The 18,074-nt window shown below is 73.9% G+C and carries 19 protein-coding genes and 1 tRNA gene; 5 read left to right on the top strand and 15 right to left on the bottom strand.

What is annotated here, in order from left to right:
- Nucleotides 1-18: 18 nt before the first annotated feature.
- Nucleotides 19-1,185, top strand: a complete 1,167-nt coding sequence (locus IE251_RS00665) for a THUMP-like domain-containing protein (protein WP_229896516.1) — start codon at nucleotides 19-21, stop codon at nucleotides 1,183-1,185.
- Here IE251_RS00665 and IE251_RS00660 read toward each other — a convergent pair.
- The 9 genes from IE251_RS00660 to tsaB all read right to left on the bottom strand — a co-directional run bounded on the left by IE251_RS00660 (nucleotide 1,170) and on the right by tsaB (nucleotide 8,086).
- Nucleotides 1,170-2,450 (bottom strand): RNA polymerase sigma factor, encoded by a 1,281-nt coding sequence (locus tag IE251_RS00660; protein WP_189750941.1) that lies wholly within the window; start codon nucleotides 2,448-2,450, stop codon nucleotides 1,170-1,172. The two genes, IE251_RS00665 and IE251_RS00660, sit on opposite strands and share 16 nt — an antisense overlap.
- A 39-nt stretch (nucleotides 2,451-2,489) precedes the next feature.
- Nucleotides 2,490-2,846, bottom strand: a complete 357-nt coding sequence (locus IE251_RS00655) for a YciI family protein (RefSeq protein ID WP_189750940.1) — start codon at nucleotides 2,844-2,846, stop codon at nucleotides 2,490-2,492.
- 183 nt (nucleotides 2,847-3,029) lie between these two features.
- On the bottom strand, nucleotides 3,030-4,085 hold the full coding sequence (locus tag IE251_RS00650) for an LCP family protein (RefSeq protein ID WP_189750939.1): 1,056 nt from the start codon (nucleotides 4,083-4,085) through the stop codon (nucleotides 3,030-3,032).
- 73 nt (nucleotides 4,086-4,158) lie between these two features.
- Nucleotides 4,159-5,196: a LacI family DNA-binding transcriptional regulator gene (locus IE251_RS00645; RefSeq protein ID WP_189750938.1), complete on the bottom strand. Its 1,038-nt coding sequence runs from the start codon at nucleotides 5,194-5,196 to the stop codon at nucleotides 4,159-4,161.
- A gap of 162 nt (nucleotides 5,197-5,358) precedes the next feature.
- A tRNA-Gly gene (locus IE251_RS00640) sits at nucleotides 5,359-5,431 on the bottom strand.
- A gap of 124 nt (nucleotides 5,432-5,555) precedes the next feature.
- On the bottom strand, nucleotides 5,556-5,813 hold the full coding sequence (locus tag IE251_RS00635; RefSeq protein ID WP_189750937.1) for a hypothetical protein: 258 nt from the start codon (nucleotides 5,811-5,813) through the stop codon (nucleotides 5,556-5,558).
- The gene (gene tsaD, locus IE251_RS00630; RefSeq protein WP_189750936.1) at nucleotides 5,810-6,907 is read right to left on the bottom strand and encodes a tRNA (adenosine(37)-N6)-threonylcarbamoyltransferase complex transferase subunit TsaD; all 1,098 of its coding nucleotides are present in this window, start codon (nucleotides 6,905-6,907) and stop codon (nucleotides 5,810-5,812) included. Before tsaD ends, IE251_RS00635 begins: the two co-directional genes overlap by 4 nt.
- The gene (gene rimI / locus IE251_RS00625) at nucleotides 6,900-7,400 is read right to left on the bottom strand and encodes a ribosomal protein S18-alanine N-acetyltransferase (RefSeq protein WP_181795647.1); all 501 of its coding nucleotides are present in this window, start codon (nucleotides 7,398-7,400) and stop codon (nucleotides 6,900-6,902) included. The genes tsaD and rimI overlap by 8 nt, the downstream gene beginning before the upstream one ends.
- A gap of 29 nt (nucleotides 7,401-7,429) precedes the next feature.
- Nucleotides 7,430-8,086 (bottom strand): tRNA (adenosine(37)-N6)-threonylcarbamoyltransferase complex dimerization subunit type 1 TsaB, encoded by a 657-nt coding sequence (gene tsaB / locus IE251_RS00620; protein ID WP_189750935.1) that lies wholly within the window; start codon nucleotides 8,084-8,086, stop codon nucleotides 7,430-7,432.
- A gap of 134 nt (nucleotides 8,087-8,220) precedes the next feature.
- Here tsaB and IE251_RS00615 point away from each other — a divergent pair, with 134 nt between their 5' ends.
- Nucleotides 8,221-8,778, top strand: coding sequence for a hypothetical protein (locus IE251_RS00615; protein ID WP_189750934.1), 558 nt, complete (start codon nucleotides 8,221-8,223; stop codon nucleotides 8,776-8,778).
- A gap of 50 nt (nucleotides 8,779-8,828) precedes the next feature.
- Here IE251_RS00615 and tsaE read toward each other — a convergent pair whose 3' ends face one another.
- From tsaE to IE251_RS00590, 5 genes are all read right to left on the bottom strand, one after another.
- Nucleotides 8,829-9,347 (bottom strand): tRNA (adenosine(37)-N6)-threonylcarbamoyltransferase complex ATPase subunit type 1 TsaE, encoded by a 519-nt coding sequence (gene tsaE, locus IE251_RS00610; RefSeq protein WP_030778565.1) that lies wholly within the window; start codon nucleotides 9,345-9,347, stop codon nucleotides 8,829-8,831.
- Complete coding sequence (locus tag IE251_RS00605) at nucleotides 9,307-10,572, bottom strand: alpha/beta fold hydrolase (RefSeq protein ID WP_189750933.1); 1,266 nt, start codon at nucleotides 10,570-10,572, stop codon at nucleotides 9,307-9,309. The genes tsaE and IE251_RS00605 overlap by 41 nt, the downstream gene beginning before the upstream one ends.
- 40 nt (nucleotides 10,573-10,612) lie before the next feature.
- The gene (gene alr / locus IE251_RS00600) at nucleotides 10,613-11,782 is read right to left on the bottom strand and encodes an alanine racemase (protein WP_189750932.1); all 1,170 of its coding nucleotides are present in this window, start codon (nucleotides 11,780-11,782) and stop codon (nucleotides 10,613-10,615) included.
- Nucleotides 11,783-11,906: 124 nt separating this feature from the next.
- Nucleotides 11,907-13,340 carry an NAD(P)H-hydrate dehydratase gene (locus tag IE251_RS00595; RefSeq protein ID WP_189750931.1) on the bottom strand — a complete coding sequence of 478 codons (1,434 nt, stop codon included), beginning with the start codon at nucleotides 13,338-13,340 and terminating at the stop codon, nucleotides 11,907-11,909.
- Nucleotides 13,341-13,394: 54 nt separating this feature from the next.
- Nucleotides 13,395-13,766 (bottom strand): holo-ACP synthase, encoded by a 372-nt coding sequence (locus IE251_RS00590; RefSeq protein ID WP_189750930.1) that lies wholly within the window; start codon nucleotides 13,764-13,766, stop codon nucleotides 13,395-13,397.
- Between the two features lie 64 nt (nucleotides 13,767-13,830).
- Here IE251_RS00590 and IE251_RS00585 point away from each other — a divergent pair, with 64 nt between their 5' ends.
- Nucleotides 13,831-14,613 (top strand): SDR family NAD(P)-dependent oxidoreductase, encoded by a 783-nt coding sequence (locus IE251_RS00585; RefSeq protein ID WP_189750929.1) that lies wholly within the window; start codon nucleotides 13,831-13,833, stop codon nucleotides 14,611-14,613.
- A gap of 30 nt (nucleotides 14,614-14,643) precedes the next feature.
- Here the strand turns inward: IE251_RS00585 and glmS are convergent, their stop codons facing one another.
- Nucleotides 14,644-16,491, bottom strand: a complete 1,848-nt coding sequence (gene glmS / locus IE251_RS00580) for a glutamine--fructose-6-phosphate transaminase (isomerizing) (protein WP_189750928.1) — start codon at nucleotides 16,489-16,491, stop codon at nucleotides 14,644-14,646.
- A gap of 332 nt (nucleotides 16,492-16,823) precedes the next feature.
- Here glmS and IE251_RS41620 point away from each other — a divergent pair, with 332 nt between their 5' ends.
- Nucleotides 16,824-16,949: a hypothetical protein gene (locus tag IE251_RS41620; protein ID WP_267925590.1), complete on the top strand. Its 126-nt coding sequence runs from the start codon at nucleotides 16,824-16,826 to the stop codon at nucleotides 16,947-16,949.
- A gap of 139 nt (nucleotides 16,950-17,088) precedes the next feature.
- Entirely contained in the window at nucleotides 17,089-18,057 is a 969-nt protein-coding gene (gene coaA, locus IE251_RS00575) for a type I pantothenate kinase (protein WP_234470637.1), read from the top strand.
- Nucleotides 18,058-18,074 lie beyond the last annotated feature (17 nt).

The following is an 18,074-nucleotide window of genomic DNA, read 5'->3' as shown; positions in this document are numbered from 1 at the left end:
CTGGCCCACAATGAGCCGGTGAACGACCTCGCTCTGCTCCTCACCCCCGAAGGCCGCGCCCTCCTCGACGAGGTGCGCGACACCGAGCCCGCGCGGGAACTGGCGGTGGCCACCCGGCTGCGCCGCGACCACCCCGCCGAACTGGTCTCGGCCGCGCTGGGCCAGGCCCGGCTGCGGCAGCGGGCGGTGGCGAAATTCGGCGCCGAGGACGCCGGCCGCATGTTCTTCACCCCGAACGGGGTCGAGCAGTCCACCCGGGCGAGCGTGGCGGCGTACCGGGCGCGGCGGCTGACGGAACTGGGCGTGACCTCGGTGGCCGACCTGTGCTGCGGCATCGGCGGGGACGCCATCGCGCTGGCGCGGGCCGGGATCCGGGTGCTGGCCGTGGACCGCGACCCGCTGACCGCGGCGACGGCCCGGGCCAACGCCGAGGCGCTGGGCCTGGCGGAGCTGATCGAGGTGCGCGAGGCCGATGTGACGGAGGTGGACACCGCCGGGTACGACGCGGTGTTCGCGGACCCGGCCCGGCGCGGCGGGCGCGGCCGGGTGTTCGACCCGGAGGCGTACTCGCCGCCGCTGTCCTGGGCGGTCGAGACGGCCCGCCGGGCGCCCCGCGCGGCGCTGAAGATCGCCCCCGGCATCCCGCACGAGATCGTTCCGCCCGAGGCCGAGGCCGAGTGGATCTCGGACGGCGGGGACGTGAAGGAGGCCGTGCTGTGGTTCGGCGCCGGGGCGCCGGGCGCCGTACGGGCCACCCTGCTGCCGGGGCCGCGCACCCTGCTCGGCCGGGGGCTGCCCGACCCGGCGGTGCGGCCGGTGGGGCGGTACCTGTACGAGCCGGACGGCGCGGTCATCCGCGCGCACCTGGTCGCGGAGGTGGCCGAGGAGGTCGGCGGCGGACTGCTGGACGCGACCATCGCCTATGTCACCGCCGACGAGCCGCGGCCCACGCCGTACGCCACCGGCTACGAGATCACCGACCAGTTGCCCTTCAACGTCAAGCGGCTCAAGGCCCTGCTGCGCGAGCGCGGGGTCGGCACGCTGACCGTGAAGAAGCGCGGCTCGGCCGTCGAGCCGGAGGAGCTGCGCCGCAAGGTACGGCCGCAGGGGCCGAACGCGGCCACCGTCTTCCTCACCCGGGTGGCGGGGGCGCCGACGATGCTGATCGGTCAGCCGCTGACCTGATCCGCCCGGCGCAGCAGCAGCGCGCGTTCCCGTTCGTTGCGGGTCAGCTCCGCCGCCCGGAGGAACTCCTCGCGGGCCTCGGCGGCGCGGCCCAGCCGGGACAGCAGGTCGCCGCGGACGCTGGGCAGCAGGTGGTAGTCGCGCAGCGCGGGCCCGGCGGCCAGGGCGTCCACCAGCTCCAGGCCCCGCCGCGGGCCCTCGGCCATCGACACGGCGACCGCGCGGTTCAGCTCGACCACCGGGGAGGGCGCGCGGACGGCCAGCAGGCCGTACAGGGTGGCGATGGCCCGCCAGTCGGTCTCCTCGTAGGAGTACGCGCGCGCGTGGCAGGCGGCGATGGCCGCCTGGAGGGCGTACGGTCCCGGCGGACCCGCCGCGGTGGCGCCGACGCGCTCCAGGGCGTGCACACCGCGCGCGATGAGCATGCGGTTCCAGCGGCGGCGGTCCTGGTCCCTCAACAGCACCGGAGTGCCGTCGGGGGCGGTACGGGCCGGGGCGCGGGACGCCTGGAACTCCAGCAGCGCGGTCAGACCGTGCACCTCGGGCTCCCCGGGCATCAGCCCGGACAGCACCCGGGCCAGCCGCAGGGCGTCCTCGCACAGGCCGGGGCGCAGCCAGTCGTCGCCGGCGGTGGCCGCGTACCCCTCGTTGAAGATCAGGTAGACGACGTCCAGGACGGAGCCGAGGCGGGCCTCGCGGCCGGGTCCGTACGGCACCTCGAAGGCGACGTTCTTCGCCGCGAGGGTGCGTTTGGCGCGCACGATCCGCTGGGCGACCGTCGGCTCCGGCACCAGGAAGGCACGGGCGATCTCGGCCGTGGTCAGGCCGCCGAGCAGGCGCAGCGTGAGCGCGGTGCGGGACTGCGGGGGCAGCACCGGGTGGCAGGCGGTGAAGACCAGCCGGAGCAGGTCGTCGTCGATGCCGTCGGGGTCGGCCATCTCCTCGGGCGGCGCGGTGGTCTCCAGGTCCCGGCCGATCTCGGCGAGTTTGCGGGCGTAGACCTCGCGGCGCCGGACCAGGTCTACGGCCCGGCGCCGGGCGGTGGCCGTCAGCCAGGCGCCGGGGTTGTCGGGCACCCCGTCCCTGGGCCACTGCTCCAGCGCGGCGACCAGCGCGTCCTGCGCCAGTTCCTCGGCGATCCCGACGTCCCGCACGATCCGTGTGACGCCGGCGATCACGCGCGGCGCCTGGAGCCGGAAAACGGTCTCGATGGCCTGGGCGGGGGTCGGCTGGGCTGCCGTGGGCTGTGGTTCCACAGCCCACATGCAACACCGTGTGTGATCTTCGGCCAAATGGCTCAGTACTCAGTACTCGACGATCTCCCGCAGCTCGCATGCGAGGTTCCACTCCGGGCCGTGGATGCTCAGGAAGCGCCGGGTCCATTCCAGGGCCTCGGCGCGGTCCTTGCACTGCATGAACGCGTAGCCGCCGACGACCTCCTTGGACTCGGCGAACGGCCCGTCGGTCACGGAGGTCCGCTCGCCGTCCCAGGCCACCCGGACGGCCTGGTCGGCCGGGGTGAGCCCGGAGGTGTCGAGCAGGACGCCGGCCTTGGTCATCTCCTCGATCAGCTCGCCCATCCGCTGCATCAGCTCCGGGCTGGGGCCCCCGGCGGGCGCGGTGGACTCGTCGATGCGCACGAGCGACAGGTAGCGGGGCATGGTGTCTCCCTCGGTCGGGCGGCGGGGCCGTTCCCCGCCGCTCACCTGTACGTCGAACGGGAGACGCCCGGATCGACACGCGCCCCGAAAAAATCCCGGGAAATTTTTTCCGCCGCCCCGAAAGCCACCGAAGCCCCTGAAAGCTCCCAACTCCCCCGAAACCTTCTGGAATCCCCCGAAATCTCAGCGCAGGGACGCCCAGAGTTCGCTCGCCCGGGGTTCCTCGGGGATCACCCGGTTGGGGTCGGAGGGGGCCGTGACGACCGGCATCGTCACCGTCGTCACCCGGTCGGCGGTGAGGCCCTCCAGGCTCCGGCCGAGGCTCATCAGCTCGCCCAGGGAGTCCAGTCCGGTGTCGGTGGTCAGGCCGGCAGTGGCGGCGTCGGCGACCCGGTACAGCCGGGCCGGGTCGGTGAGCAGTCCGGCGTCGGAGACCTGCTCCAGCAGGGCCTTCACCAGCGTCTGCTGGAGCCCTATGCGGCCCAGGTCGCTGCCGTCGCCTATGCCGTGCCGGGTGCGGGCGAGGGCCAGCGCCCGGGTGCCGTCGAGGTGGTGGGTGCCGGCCGCCAGGCGCAGGTGGCTCTGGTCGTCGTCGATGTCCTGGCCGGTGGTGACGTCCACCCCGCCGAGCGCGTCGACCAGCCGGGCGAAGCCGGAGAAGTCGATCTCGAGGTAGTGGTCCATACGGACGCCGGTGAGGGTCTCCACGGTCTTCACCGCGCACACCGGACCGCCCACCGCGTAGGCGCTGTTGAACATCACGCCGTACGCCGGTGCCGAGGTGCGGCCCGAGTCGAGCGGGCAGGACGGGCGGGTGACGAGCGTGTCGCGCGGGATGCTGACCACGGTCGCCGTCGTCCGGCCCGCGTCGAGGTGCACGACCATCGCCGTGTCGGACCGGGCGCCCTCGCTGTCCCCGCCGCCCAGTTCCCGGTTGGCCGCGCCGCTGCGCGAGTCCGAGCCGAGGACCAGGATGTTCAGCGAGCCGGTGGGCACCGGGGAGGTGTCGGCGGGGGCGGTCGGGGCGGGGGTCAGCATCGCGCGGGCGGGCCGGTCGTCGCCGAGCGCGCTGTCGATGTCGACGCTGGTGATGTTGTGGTTCAGATGCCAGTACGCCCAGCCCGCCGCCGCCACGGCGAGCACCAGGGTGCCCGCCAGGGTCAGGCCGGCGATCCTGAGCGCCCTGGACCGCCGGCCCGTCCGTCTGCCCGTGTCGCCCTGCTCCTCGTGTCGCGTCACGACAGGAACATAAGTCCGAATGATGAACGGGCTGTTAGCGCTTTCGGCGTAAGCCCGTTTTCTTGTGGAATTCTCATCCGGCGGCCGGCGCGGGAGCGGCGGTGCTGGAGCGCACCACCAGGCTCGTGGCCAGCTCGACCCGGGTCGTCGCCCGCTCGTCCTCGGCCCGTCCCAGCTCCAGCACCAGCCGGGCCGCGGCCTCGGCCATCTCGGTCAGCGGCTGCCGTACGGTGGTCAGCGGCGGGCCCACCCAGCGGGCCACCGGCAGATCGTCGAAGCCGACCACGCTGAGGTCCTCCGGTATGCGCAGCCCCAGTTCGCGGGCGGCCTCGTACAGGCCGAGGGCCTGGAGGTCGTTGCCCGCGAAGACGGCGGTGGGCCGGTCCGGGCGGCGCAGCAGCTGCAGTCCCAGGCGGTACCCGGCGTCGTGGTGGAAGTCTCCGGCCAGCACCAGGGAGGGGTCCACGGGCAGCCCGGCCGTCTCCAGTGCCGCCCGGTAGCCGTCCATCCGGGCGCGGCTGCCCATCATCCGGGACGGGCCGCTGATGGCGCCGATCCGGGTGTGGCCGAGTTCCACCAGGTGCCGGGTGGCGGCGAGCCCGCCCTGCCAGTTGGTGGCGCCGATGGAGGGCACGTCCGGGCCCGGGTCGCCGGCCGGGTCCATCACCACGAACGGGACGGAACGGCTGGTCAGCAGGGCCCGCTGGGACTCGTCGAGGTCCGAGAGCACCAGCACCACGCCGTGCGGGCGGCGGGCGGCGACCTGGTCGGCCCAGGTGCGGCCGGGGGTGAGCCGGCCGGCCGACTCGGACAGCACGACGCTCAGCCCGGCGTCCCTGGCCACGTTCTCCACGCCCCGGATGACCTCCAGCGCCCAGGCGCTCTCCAGTTCGTGGAAGACGAGGTCGATCAGCGGCGAGCGGGACGCCTCGGCACGCCGGCGCCGGTAGCCGTAGGCGCGCAGCAGTTCTTCGACCCGGGTGCGGGTCGCCGGGGCGACGTCGGCACGGCCGTTGAGGACCTTCGAAACAGTCGGGGCGGAGACCCCGGCCTCCCGGGCGATCTCGGCGAGCGTCGCCGTCTGTGCTGCTGCGGGCTTCGGAGGCTTCATAGCAGTGATCGTAGCGGCGCGGAAGCGTGCGACGAAGAACCGTGCACTGCATAACGCTTCGAAAGTTTCGGAATCGTGCTCGAAAAAGCGCCGAAACTTTCGGCCCCCTCCGGGTACAACGCGAACACCCCGCCTCCGGTTTCCCGGGGGCGGGGTGTCGAGTGGAGCGCCGGGCAGGCCTTGCACCTGCATCTCCCCGCAGGAAGCGGGGCGTCTTTCCTTGGACCACCAACGCACTGGCTCCGGGCCGGTGTTCCGGCCGTTCGCTGTGTGATGATCATAGCCCAGGAAGGGGGTGCCTCCGCAACTCCAGTCACAGCAGCCTCATCAGCCTCTGCAACTCCACGTGCCCCCTGGCGTCAGTCGTCCGCCACAGCCTCGAACCGCCACCGGTGCACGGCCCGCGTCACCAGCTCCGCGTCCGGCTCGGGCAGCTCCGGGAGCGGGGCGTCGTACGGCGCGTCCCACCAGGTGACGACCAGCACCCGGTCCTGCGGCGCGCGGAAGGTCTCGCGGCGCAGCGGCTCCTCGGCCAGGCGCTGGGCGCGGACCCAGGCGAGCAGGTCGGCGCCCCGCCCGTCGGCGGCCCGCGCCTCCCACATCAGTGCGACGGTCACGAGTACAGGTTCTCCTTGCTGACCTCGTGCACATGGTCGTGGTCATGGCCGTGGCCGGGGACGTGCGGGTCGGTCACCGGCAGGGAGGAGTCGGCCGACAGGTCCCAGCTGGAGGCGGCCCGGTTGCGGGCGACCATCTCGGCGCCCAGCGCGGCCACCATCGCGCCGTTGTCCGTGCACAGCTTGGGGCGCGGCACGCGCAGCCGGATACCGGCCGCCTCGCAGCGCTCCTGGGCGAGGGCGCGCAGCCGGGAGTTGGCCGCGACACCGCCGCCGATCATCAGGTGGTCCACGCCCTCGTCCTTGCAGGCGCGGACGGCCTTGCGGGTCAGCACGTCGACCACGGCCTCCTGGAAGGAGGCGGCGACGTCGCGGACCGGGACCTCCTCGCCGGCCGCGCGCCTGGCCTCGATCCACCGGGCCACGGCGGTCTTCAGGCCGGAGAAGGAGAAGTCGTACGCCGGGTCGCGGGGGCCGGTCAGGCCACGCGGGAAGGCGATGGCCCCCGGGTCGCCCTCCTTGGCGTAGCGGTCGATGACGGGACCGCCGGGGAAGCCCAGGTTCAGCACGCGGGCGATCTTGTCGAAGGCCTCGCCGGCCGCGTCGTCGATGGTCGCGCCCATCGGCCGCACATCGGAGGTGATGTCGGCGGACAGCAGCAGCGAGGAGTGGCCGCCGGAGACCAGCAGGGCCATCGTCGGCTCGGGCAGCGGGCCGTGCTCCAGCTGGTCCACGCAGATGTGCGAGGCCAGGTGGTTGACGCCGTACAGGGGCTTGCCGAGGGCGTAGGCGTACGCCTTGGCCGCCGAGACGCCGACGAGCAGCGCGCCCGCGAGGCCGGGACCCGCGGTGACCGCGATGCCGTCCAGGTCCTTGGCGCTGACCCCCGCCTCCTTCAGCGCGCGGTCGATGGTGGGGACCATCGCCTCCAGGTGGGCCCGGGACGCCACCTCCGGCACGACACCGCCGAAGCGGGCGTGCTCGTCGACGCTGGAGGCGACGGCGTCCGCCAGCAGGGTGGTGCCGCGGACGATGCCGACGCCGGTCTCGTCGCAGGAGGTCTCGATGCCGAGGACGAGAGGTTCGTCAGTCATTGATCTCGGTTCCTTGTACTGGGTCGGACCCGGCGGCGGTGCCGCTGTCGGATCCCGTGGTCAGGCGCATCACCAGGGCGTCCACGTTGCCGGGCTGGTAGTAGCCGCGCCGGAAGCCGACGGGGACGAAGCCGAAGCGTTCGTAGAGCTTCTGGGCGCGGACGTTGTCGACCCGGCATTCGAGCATCACGTCGGGGCACTCGAACGCGGTCGCCGCGCGCAGCAGTTCCGCCAGCAGCCGGGCGCCGAGGCCGGTGCCCTGGTGGTCGCGGGCGACGGCGATGGTCTGGACGTCGGCCACGTCACCGGCCGCGGCCAGGCCCCCGTACCCGACGATCCGGCCGTCGGCGGACTCGGCGACGAGGTAGCACCGGGTGGACTCGGGGCCCCGGGCGTGGGCCAGCTCGGACCAGAACATCCCGCGGGACCAGGCGTCCTCGGGGAACAGGTCCCGCTCCAGCTCCAGGACCGGGTCGATGTCCCACCAGCGCATCTCGCGCAGTCGGGGAGGTGCCGGCTGTGTCACTTGGGGGTGACCACCTTGTAGTTCTTGGGGACCTGGGCGTCCGGGCGGCGCAGGTACAGCGGCCGGGGCGCGGGCAGCTCCTCGCCCGCGGCCAGCCGCTGCGCCGCGAGCGAGGCGAGCGCGGCGGCGGAGACGTGCTCGGGCTCGTGGGCGCTCGGGAACGTGTCCGGGTAGAGCAGCGCGCCCGCGCCGACCGCGGGCAGGCCCGCGACCCGCTCGGCGATGTCGGCGGGGCGGTCCACGGCCGGATCGGTCAGCCGGGTGCGGGAGTCCGCGTACGTCGCCCAGTAGACCTCCTTGCGCCGGGCGTCGGTCGCCACGACGAAGGGGCCCTTCTCGATGTCGGCGGCGTAGGCGAGGCCGTCCAGCGTGCACACGCCGTACACCGGGACACCGAGCGCGAGGCCGAAGGTGTCCGCGGTCATCAGGCCGACACGCAGGCCGGTGTAGGGGCCGGGCCCGGTGCCGACGACGACGCCGGTGACGGACTCCAGCTTCAGTCCGGCCTCGGCGAGGACCCGGTCGACGGCCGGCAGCAGCAGCTCTCCGTGCCGGCGCGCGTCCACCTGGCTCGACGAGGCGATGACGTCCGTGCCGTCGTGCAGCGCGACGGTGACGGCGGGTGTTGCGGTATCCAGAGCGAGCAAGAGCACGCGAACAGCCTACGGCGCCCGCGGCTCGCGCACGGCCGCCCGGGACGAACGGCCACCGGCTGCTACGGTCTCCACGAATACGACATATGCCTCAAAACAGGCTGGATACGGACGCGAAGCAGAGGTGGGCGCAGGTGGCAGGGACCAGCTCGGCGATCGTGGCCGGCCTCACCGCGGCGGCCCTGGGAACGGTCGGCTTCCTCGCGCTGCGGGCCCAGGCGACCGTGCCGGCCGCGCTGCGCGACGGGCCGGCGGCGAGCGCGTCGGCGGCGGCGAAGGCCAAGGCGCCCCGGGACCGTCAGCACCCGGCCGCCCTGCCGGACGGCTCCGGGACGGGCGAACGGGTGGTGTACTCGGTGGACGACGACCGGGTCTGGCTGGTCGCCCCCGGCAACCGGGTGCGGCGCACCTTCACCGTGCGCCCGGGCAGCGTCGACCCGGCGCCGGGCACGTACTGGGTCACCTCCCGCTCCCACACGGCCACCGGCACCGACGGCCTGCCCGTCGAGCACGTGGTGCGGTTCACCAGCGTGGACGGGGTGGTGATCGGGTTCAGCGCGGCCGTGCACGGCGGGGTGGCCCCGGCGGCCGACCCGAACGTGAAGACGGGCGGGATCCGGGAGAGCCGGGCGGACGGCGACGCGCTGTGGCAGTTCGCCACCATCGGGGTGCCCGTGGTGGTGATCCGGTAAGGCGCCGTGCCGCCGGCCGGACGCGGCGCCACCGCGGCCGACGCGGGCGCTCAGCCCGTCAGCGTCTCCAGGCCCGCCTCGGCCCACCGCTCCCCCAGCCCGGTCAGCGTCACGTGCCGGACCTCGTCCGTCGTGTCGCCGACCGCGCGGTGGATGACGACCTGGAGGCGGTCCTCGGTCAGCTCCTCGACCTTGCCCTCGCCCCACTCCACGACGATCACCGAGTCGGGCAGTGAGACGTCGAGGTCCAGGTCCTCCATCTCGTCCAGGCCGCCGGCCAGGCGGTAGGCGTCCACGTGCACGAGCGGCGGCCCGTCGCCGAGGGACGGGTGCACCCGGGCGATGACGAAGGTCGGCGAGGTGACCGCGCCGCGCACCCCGAGCCCCTCGCCGAGACCCCGGGTCAGGGTGGTCTTGCCCGCGCCGAGCTCCCCGCTGAGCATCACCAGGTCGCCCGCGCGCAGCAGCTTGGCCAGCCGCCGGCCCAGCTCCCGCATCTGCTCCGGGGAGGTGATCGTCAGCCGGATCTCAGCGGCCTCGTGCGCTGCTGGTGCTGCTGGTCGTTCCATAGCCACTTACGGTAGCCCCTGCGGGCACCGCTCCCGCGCGGGTGAGCAGGTCGGCGAGCCGGTCGGTGACCACCTCGGGATGCTCCAGCATCACCAGGTGCCCGGCGTCCGGTACGAGCACCAGCTCGGCGTCGGGCAGCAGGCCGGCGATGGCCTCGCTGTGCTCACTGGGCGTGACCAGGTCCTGCACGCCGGCCAGCACCAGCACCGGCAGGTCCCGGAAGCAGGCGAGCGCCTCGGTCTTGTCGTGGTCGGTGAAGGCCGGGTAGAACTCGGCGACGACGTCGATCGGCGTGGACTCGATCATCCGCTCGGCGAACCGCTCCACCGACGGGTCGACCTCCCGGCCCGCGAACGAGTACCGCTTGATGACCCCGGCGAACAGGTCGGCGGTGGCCCGGCGCCCCTTCTCCACCAGCTCCGCCTGCCGGCCGAGCGCCCGCAGCACCCCGGGCAGGATCCGGCGCACCGCGTTGACGCCGGCCACCGGGAGCCCGAAGTTGACCTCGCCGAGCCGTCCGGACGACGAGCCGACGAAGGCCGTGGCGACCACCCGGTCCCGGATCAGCTCGGGGTACTGGGCGGCCAGCGCCATCACCGTCATCCCGCCCATCGAGTGGCCGACCAGCACCACCGGGCCCTCGGGGACGGCGGCGTCCAGCACGGCCTTCAGGTCCCGGCCGAGCTGGTCGATGGTGACCGGCACCCGGTCCCGGGTCTGGGCCACGCCCCGCCCGGACCGGCCGTGGCTGCGCTGGTCCCAGTACACGCTCCGCACGACCCCGCGCAGGGCGGCCCGCTGGAAGTGCCAGGAGTCCTGGCCGAGGCAGTAGCCGTGGCAGAAGACGACGGTGACCGGGGCGGGCGCCTTGCGGCCGAAGAGCCGGCGCCGGCGCGGGGAGACGTCCGGACCCGGGTCGGGCTCGGCCTCCTCGACCTCGTAGTACAGCTCGGTGCCGTCGTCGGCGTACGCCGTGCCGGGGGTGCCGCGCAGGGTGCCGTACGGGCCGGCCGCGTCCAGCGCCAGCCGGGCCTTGCGGCGCACCTCGCGCCCCACCGTCATCCGCTCCACGGCGACGCCGGCCGCCGCGCCCGCGGCGAGCACGCCCAGCGCCGCGCCGGCTATGCCGGTCGCCCTGCGCCAGCTCCCGGCCGCCCCCGCGGCGGAGGCGGAGGCGGCCGAGGCGACGACGTCCGCCACGGTCTGCGCGCTGCTCTCGCTCACGTACCGCTCCTCTTCCCCTGCTGGAGTTCGCCTGGACGGGTTACCCGGCTTCCCGCTCGTTCACATGGACGCGCGGGACCCGGGTGCCGATGCGGGTGACGATCTCGTACGCGATCGTGCCGCAGGCCTGCGCCCAGTCCTCGGCGGTGGGCTCGCCCCGGTCGCCCGGTCCGAAGAGCACCGCCTCGGTCCCCACCGGGGGCTCGTCACCGCCGAGGTCCACCACGAACTGGTCCATGGCGACCCGTCCGGCGACCGTCCGCCACTTGCCGTCGACCAGCACCGGGCCGGTGCCCGAGGCATGCCGCGGGATGCCGTCCGCGTAGCCGACCGGCACCAGGCCGAGGGTGGTCTCGCCGGAGGTGACGTAGTGGTGGCCGTAACTGACGCCGTGGCCGCCCGGCGTGTGCTTGACCAGGGCCAGCGAGGCGCTGAGCGTCATCACCGGGCGCAGCCCGTAGTCCGCCGGGGTGCCCAGTTCGGGACTGGGCGAGATGCCGTACATCGCGATGCCGGTGCGGACCAGGTCGAAGTGGGCCTCGGGCAGGGTGAGGGTGGCCGGCGAGTTGGCGATGTGCCGCACCTCGGGCCGTACGCCCCGCTCCTCGGCGTGGGCCACCATCTCCCGGAACCGGGTGAGCTGGGCGGCGATGGACGGGTGCCCCGGCTCGTCCGCGCACGCGAAGTGCGACCACAGTCCGGTGATCCGGACCAGCCCCTCGGCCTCGGCGCGCAGCGCCTCGCCGACCAGTTCGGCCCAGTCGGCTCCGGGCTGGCAGCCGTTGCGGCCGAGCCCGGTGTCGGCCTTGAGCTGCACGCGCGCGGGCCGGCCCGCCGCGCGGGCGGCGGCGGTGACCTCGCGCAGCGCCCACATGCCGCTCAGCGACACGTCGATGTCGGCCTCGACGGCCTCCCGCCAGGGGCCGCCCGGCACCCACAGCCAGCACAGCAGACGGCCGGACAGCCCGGCGGCACGCAGCGCGAGGGCCTCCTCGGCGGTGGCCGTGCCGAGCCAGGTGGCACCGGCCGCGAGGGCGGCACGGGCGCACGGCACCGCGCCGTGGCCGTACGCGTCGGACTTGACGACGGCCATCACGGCGGCGCTCTTCGCCCGGGCGCGCAGGGCGCGCACATTGGCGCGCAGGGCGCCCAGATCGATCTCGGCGCGGGCGCGCAGGGCGGCGGTCGGCTCAGCTGCTGTCTCAGTCATCGCGCCCCAGTCTCTCAGAGCCCACCGACGGCCCCTGGGGGGCCGGGGGCCGGTACCCGCGACACCTCCGCCGAGCCCAGGCACCCGGAACCCCCGACGCCCCCGAATGCCGGATCCCGGCGGCTCACCCCCGTACGTTCCGCCAAGCCTCGGGGATCCGGGCCGCCACGTCGTGGGCCCCCGTCGGCGCCCCCTGCGCGGCGAAGCGGCCCGCCAGGCCGTGCAGATACGCGGCCACGCTCCCGGCGTCCAGCGGGTCCAGGCCGGCCGCCAGCAGGGAGCCGGCGAGGCCGGAGAGCACATCGCCGCTGCCTGCCGTGGCCAGCCAGGGCGTGCCGGTGGGGTTGACCCGTACCGGTCCGCCGCCGGGGCCGGCGACCAGGGTGGTGGAGCCCTTCAGCAGGACCGTCGCCCGGTAGGCCGCGGCCAGTTCGCGCACCGCGGCCAGCCGGGCGGCCTCGACCTCCTCGCGCCGCACCCCCAGCAGCGCGGCGGCTTCGCCCGCGTGCGGGGTCATCAGCGTCGGCGCGCCGCGCCCCCGTACGGTGTCCCGGTCGGCCAGCCGCAGCCCGTCCGCGTCGAGCAGTACGGGCACGTCCGTCGCCAGCACCTCGGCCACGGTCGCCGCGTCGTCCCCGGCGCCCGGCCCGGTCACCCACGCCTGCACCCGGCCGGCCTTGGCGGGTCCGGCGTCGGAGACGAGGGTCTCCGGGAAGCGCGCGAGGACCGCGTCCCCGGCCGGGCCGACGTACCGTACGGCCCCGGCGCCGCCGCGCAGCGCCCCGGACACCGCCAGCACGGCCGCGCCCGGGTACCGTGCCGAGCCCGCCGCGATGCCGACCACCCCGCGCCGGTACTTGTCGCTCTCCGCCTCCGGAGTCGGCAACAGCCGGGCCACGTCCGCGTGTTGCAGGGCCTGGAGTACGGCGTCGGCGGGCGGCGGTTCGATGCCGATGCCGACGAACCGGACCACTCCGGCGTACTCCCGCGCGGGATCCACCAGCAGCCCGGGCTTGTACGCGCCGAAGGTGACGGTGAGGTCGGCGCGCAGCGCGGCCCCCCGTACCTCCCCGGTGTCCGCGTCGACGCCGCTGGGCAGGTCCACGGCGACGACGGCGGCCCCGGAGCGCGCGACCGCCTCGGCGAGCCGTGCGGCGTCCGGCCGGAGCCCGCCCTTGCCGCCGATGCCGACGATCCCGTCCACGACCAGGCGGGCCCGCGCGATCGCCTCCTCGCCCCGGTCCGCGGTGACGGTCCGGCCGCCCGCCCGGCGCAGCGCGGCCAGCCCGGCGGCGTGGGTCCGTTCCGGCGCGAGCAGGACGGCGGTCACCCCGGCGCCGCGCCGGGCCAGCCGGGCCCCCGCGTACAGGGCGTCCCCGCCGTTGTCCCCGCTGCCCACCAGCAGCACCACCCGGCTGCCGGACACCCGCCCGAGCAGTCCGGCGCAGGCGGCGGCCAGCCCGGCGGCGGCCCGCTGCATCAGCGCGCCCTCCGGCAGCCGTGCCATCAGGGCCCGTTCGGCCGCCCTTACCGTCTCCACGCTGTACGCAGTTCGCATGGCACCGAGTCTGCCCCCGAACCCGGGCCGTCCACACCCGCGGGGCCGGTCCGGTCAGCCCTCGGCGATCACCACGGCCGAGGCCACACCGGCGTCGTGACTGAGCGACACGTGCCAGGCCCGTACGCCCAGCTCGGCCGCGCGCGCGGCCACCGTGCCCTTCACCCGCAGGCGGGGCTGGCCGCTGTCCTCCACGTACACCTCGGCGTCGGTCCAGTGCAGTCCCGGCGGTGCCCCCAGCGCCTTGGCCAGCGCCTCCTTGGCGGCGAACCGGGCCGCGAGCGAGGCGATGCCGCGCCGCTCCCCGCTGGGCAGCAGCAGTTCGTGCGCCACGAACAGCCGGTCGGCCAGCCCCGGCGTCCGCTCCAGGGACGCCCGGAACCGGTCGATCTCGGCGACGTCGATGCCCACCCCGATGATGCTCATGCCGAGCACCCTACGACCCGGGCCGACGGCGTACCGGCGACACCACGTCACCTACGCTGCGGACATGACCTCATCGAACGCTTATCTCTCCGGCCTGTTCGCGCTGGACGGCCGTGTCGCGCTGGTGACCGGGGGCAGCTCGGGCATCGGGCGGGCCGTGGCGGGGGCGCTGGCGCGGGCCGGGGCGAGCGTCGTGGTCGTGGCCCGGCGCGAGAGGGAACTCGCCGACACAGTGGCGGAGTTGACGGCAGACGGCTGCCGGGCGGCCTGGGTGAGCGGCGATCTGGGCAGCCGGGACGGGGTGCGCGCGGCCGCCGAGGACGCGGTGGCCGTGTTCGGGGAGCCCGACATCCTCGTCAACTCCGCCGGGATCAACCTGCGTCCGCCGCTGGGCGAGCTGGGCGAGGACGTGTGGGACGCCACCATGGCGGTGAACCTGGAGGCGCCGTTCCTGCTGGGGCAGCGGTTCGGGCCGCGGATGGCCGAGCGGGGCTTCGGCCGGATCATCCACATCAGCTCCCAGCAGGCGCACCGGGCGTTCGTGCAGAGCGGCGCCTACGGCGTGTCGAAGGGCGGGCTGGAGTCGCTGGCCCGCTCCCAGGCCGAGGCGTGGTCGCCGTACGGGGTCACCTGCAACACCCTGGTCCCGGGCTTTGTGATGACCCCGCTCAACGCGCGGCTGTCGGCCGACCCGGAGCGGGTGGCGGCCCTGGCCGCGCGCACGATGACCGGCCGCAACGGCGTGGCCGAGGACTTCGCGGGCGCGGCCGTGTTCCTGGCGAGTGGCGCCTCCGCCTATGTCACCGGCCAGTCGATCCACGTGGACGGCGGCCTGTCCGTCCACTGAGGAGCGGCTCCCCGTCCCGGAGCGTCCGGCTCACTCCACGGTGACGGACTTCGCCAGGTTCCGGGGCTGGTCCACCTCGTTGCCCCGGGCCGTGGCCAGCTCGCAGGCGAAGACCTGCAACGGCACGGTGGCCACCAGCGGCTGGAGCAGCGTCGGCGTGACCGGGATGCGGATCAGGTGGTCGGCGTACGGGACCACCGTCTCGTCGCCCTCCTCCGCGATGACGATGGTGCGGGCGCCGCGCGCGCGGATCTCCTGGATGTTGGACACGATCTTGTCGTGCAGGAGGGACCGGCCGCGCGGCGACGGTACGACCACCACCACCGGCAGGTCCTCCTCGATCAGCGCGATCGGGCCGTGCTTCAGCTCGCCGGCGGCGAAGCCCTCCGCGTGCATGTAGGCGAGTTCCTTGAGCTTCAGCGCGCCTTCCAGGGCCACCGGGTAGCCGACGTGCCGGCCGAGGAAGAGGACGGTGTTCTTCGTGGCCAGGGTGCGGGCCAGCGCCCGGACCGGCTCCATGGTCTCCAGGACCCGTTCCACCTCGTGCGAGATCCGGGACAGGTCCTTGATGACCGCGTGGACCTCGTCGCCCCACTTGGTGCCGCGCACCTGGCCGAGGTACAGGGCGACCAGGTAGCAGGCGACGAGCTGGGTGAGGAATGCCTTGGTCGAGGCGACGGCGACCTCGGGGCCGGCGTGCGTGTACAGCACGGCGTCGGACTCTCGGGGGATGGTCGAGCCGTTGGTGTTGCAGATCGCCAGCACCTTGGAGCCCTGTTCGCGGGCGTGCCGCAGCGCCATCAGGGTGTCCATGGTCTCGCCGGACTGGGAGATGGCGATCACCAGGGAGCGGCCGTCCAGGATCGGGTCGCGGTAGCGGAACTCGCTGGCCAGCTCGACCTCGCAGGGGATGCGGGTCCAGTGCTCGATGGCGTACTTGGCGATCAGGCCGGCGTGGAAGGCCGTACCGCAGGCGACGATGACGACCTTGTCGACCTCGCGCAGTTCGGAGGGGCTGATCCGCACCTCGTCCAGGGTCAGCGAGCCGCTGGGGTCGATGCGGCCGAGCAGGGTGTCGGCGACGGCCTTGGGCTGCTCGGCGATCTCCTTGAGCATGAAGTAGTCGTAGCCGCCCTTCTCGGCGGCGGAGGCGTCCCAGTCCACGTGGTAGGAGCGGATGTCGGCCGGGCGGCCGTCGAAGCCGGTCACCGTGACGCCGTCCCGGCGCAGTTCGACCACCTGGTCCTGGCCCAGCTCGATCGCGGAGCGGGTGTGGGCGATGAACGCGGCGACGTCGGAGGCCAGGAACGCCTCGCCCTCGCCGACGCCCACCACCAGCGGCGAGTTGCGGCGGGCGCCGACCACCACGTCCGGGGCGTCGGCGTGCACCGCGACCAGGGTGAACGCGCCTTCCAGCCGGCGGCACACCAGCCGCATCGCCTCGGCGAGGTCGGCGGTGACCGAGAACTCCTCGGCGAGCAGGTGGGCGACGACCTCGGTGTCCGTCTCGGAGGTCAACTCGTGCCCGCGCTCGGCGAGTTCGGCGCGCAGTAGGGCGAAGTTCTCGATGATGCCGTTGTGCACCACGGCGACCCGGCCGGCGTTGTCCAGGTGCGGGTGCGCGTTGGCGTCCGTGGGCCCGCCGTGGGTGGCCCAGCGGGTGTGCCCGATGCCGGTCGAGCCGGTCGGCAGCGGCCGTTCGACCAGCTCCTTCTCCAGGTTGACCAGCTTCCCGGCCTTCTTCGCGGCGGCCAGCCCGCCGTCCGCGAGCACGGCGACCCCCGCCGAGTCGTAGCCTCGGTACTCCAGCCGCTTCAGCCCGGCCATCACGACATCCAGCGCCGACTGTGACCCTACGTATCCCACGATTCCGCACATGAGCGGCAGCCTAAGGGCCACAACCGATCAGAAACGGCCGCACCCTGCCCGGAATCGGAAATTCCCACCGTCGTACGAAGGGCCTTTGTGCAGTCACACCGTCCGAGGCGGGCCAGCCTCCCTTCTCCGGCGCTGTGTGAGGCACGGCTGTCCACGGGCGCGGAGGCGGACCGTTCACAGGCGCGGACGCGGAGGACGGCGCCGCCTGCCTCGACGCGGTCCTCGCCGGGATCGACGCGGCACGGTTCCTGGACCCCGAGGTCCGAGCGGCGCTCACCGACTGCGCGCGCCGCTGCACCCCGGACCTGGCGTTCCGGGTGCTGCTCAGAACGATGAGATGCGCGCCGGACGCCTCACTGTCCCCGGATCAGTACCAGCGGCTGGAGGCCGTCGGATCGGCTCTCCAGTACGGCGAGTTCGTCGTGGACTCCGTGAAGTACCTGGTCGAACGGCCGTAGCGGCACGGACGGTGTTCCTCCCCGGCAGCTCGGGGAGGAACACCGTCCGGTCTCCCGCCGGAGGCCACGTGACGCACCCCACCCCGCCACCCCGTTCAAACTCCGTTAACAATGGACTGTGATCTCACCGGTCTCCTCGATGCCCCGGAGCGCCCACCGGCACAGGCCGGAGGCGACTCCTTACGTCGATCTCACCCGCGCCGAGTGGAGCGCGCTGCGCGACAAGACGCCGTTGCCGCTCAGTGCCGAGGAGGTGGAGAAGCTCCGCGGTCTCGGTGACGTCATCGACCTGGACGAGGTGCGGGACATCTACCTCCCGCTCTCCAGGCTCCTCAACCTCTACGTCGGCGCCACGGACGGTCTGCGCGGCGCGCTGAACACCTTCCTCGGGGAAAAGGGCTCCCAGTCCGGCACCCCGTTCGTGATAGGCGTCGCCGGCTCCGTGGCCGTCGGCAAGTCCACCGTCGCCCGCCTGCTCCAGGCCCTGCTCTCCCGCTGGCCCGAGCACCCCCGCGTGGAACTGGTCACGACGGACGGCTTCCTGCTGCCCACCCGGGAGCTGGAGGCCCGCGGCCTGATGTCGCGGAAAGGTTTCCCCGAGTCCTACGACCGCCGGGCCCTGACCCGTTTCGTCGCCGACATCAAGGCCGGCAAGGACGAGGTGTCCGCGCCGGTCTACTCCCACCTGATCTACGACATCGTGCCGGGCGAACGCCTCGTCGTCCGCCGTCCGGACATCCTCATCGTGGAGGGCCTGAACGTACTCCAGCCCGCCCTGCCCGGCAAGGACGGCCGTACCCGGGTCGGTCTCGCCGACTACTTCGACTTCAGCGTGTACGTCGACGCGAGCACCGAGGACATCGAGCGCTGGTACCTCAGCCGCTTCCGGAAGCTGCGGCAGACCGCCTTCCAGAACCCGTCGTCGTACTTCCGCAAGTACACCCAGGTCTCCGAGGAGGAGGCCCTGGACTACGCGCGCATGCTCTGGCGGACCATCAACCAGCCGAACCTGGTGGAGAACATCGCCCCGACCCGCGGCCGGGCCGGCCTCATCCTGCGCAAGGGCCCGGACCACAAGGTGCAGCGGCTGCGGCTGCGCAAGCTGTAGCCGGTCCGGTTGGATGG

Origin of the sequence: Streptomyces eurythermus, assembly GCF_014649115.1 — a bacterium.
In the GTDB taxonomy this organism is placed as follows: Bacteria; Actinomycetota; Actinomycetes; order Streptomycetales; family Streptomycetaceae; genus Streptomyces; species Streptomyces eurythermus.
Note: the sequence above shows the minus strand (reverse complement) of the source record. Positions and strands in the feature narration are given on the sequence as shown.

Bases quoted from the DNA above. Each gene is read 5' to 3' on its own strand.
- IE251_RS00660 (WP_189750941.1), bottom strand. From the start codon at position 2,450: ATGTGGGCTGTGGAACCACAGCCCACGGCAGCCCAGCCGACCCCCGCC.
- IE251_RS00655 (WP_189750940.1), bottom strand. From the start codon at position 2,846: ATGCCCCGCTACCTGTCGCTCGTGCGCATCGACGAGTCCACCGCGCCC.
- IE251_RS00645 (WP_189750938.1), bottom strand. From the start codon at position 5,196: ATGAAGCCTCCGAAGCCCGCAGCAGCACAGACGGCGACGCTCGCCGAG.
- tsaD (WP_189750936.1), bottom strand. From the start codon at position 6,907: ATGACTGACGAACCTCTCGTCCTCGGCATCGAGACCTCCTGCGACGAG.
- rimI (WP_181795647.1), bottom strand. From the start codon at position 7,400: ATGCGCTGGTGGGACATCGACCCGGTCCTGGAGCTGGAGCGGGACCTG.
- tsaE (WP_030778565.1), bottom strand. From the start codon at position 9,347: ATGGAACGACCAGCAGCACCAGCAGCGCACGAGGCCGCTGAGATCCGG.
- alr (WP_189750932.1), bottom strand. From the start codon at position 11,782: ATGACTGAGACAGCAGCTGAGCCGACCGCCGCCCTGCGCGCCCGCGCC.
- IE251_RS00595 (WP_189750931.1), bottom strand. From the start codon at position 13,340: ATGCGAACTGCGTACAGCGTGGAGACGGTAAGGGCGGCCGAACGGGCC.
- IE251_RS00590 (WP_189750930.1), bottom strand. From the start codon at position 13,766: ATGAGCATCATCGGGGTGGGCATCGACGTCGCCGAGATCGACCGGTTC.
- IE251_RS00585 (WP_189750929.1), top strand. From the start codon at position 13,831: ATGACCTCATCGAACGCTTATCTCTCCGGCCTGTTCGCGCTGGACGGC.
- glmS (WP_189750928.1), bottom strand. From the start codon at position 16,491: ATGTGCGGAATCGTGGGATACGTAGGGTCACAGTCGGCGCTGGATGTC.
- IE251_RS41620 (WP_267925590.1), top strand. From the start codon at position 16,824: ATGAGATGCGCGCCGGACGCCTCACTGTCCCCGGATCAGTACCAGCGG.
- coaA (WP_234470637.1), top strand. From the start codon at position 17,089: ATGCCCCGGAGCGCCCACCGGCACAGGCCGGAGGCGACTCCTTACGTC.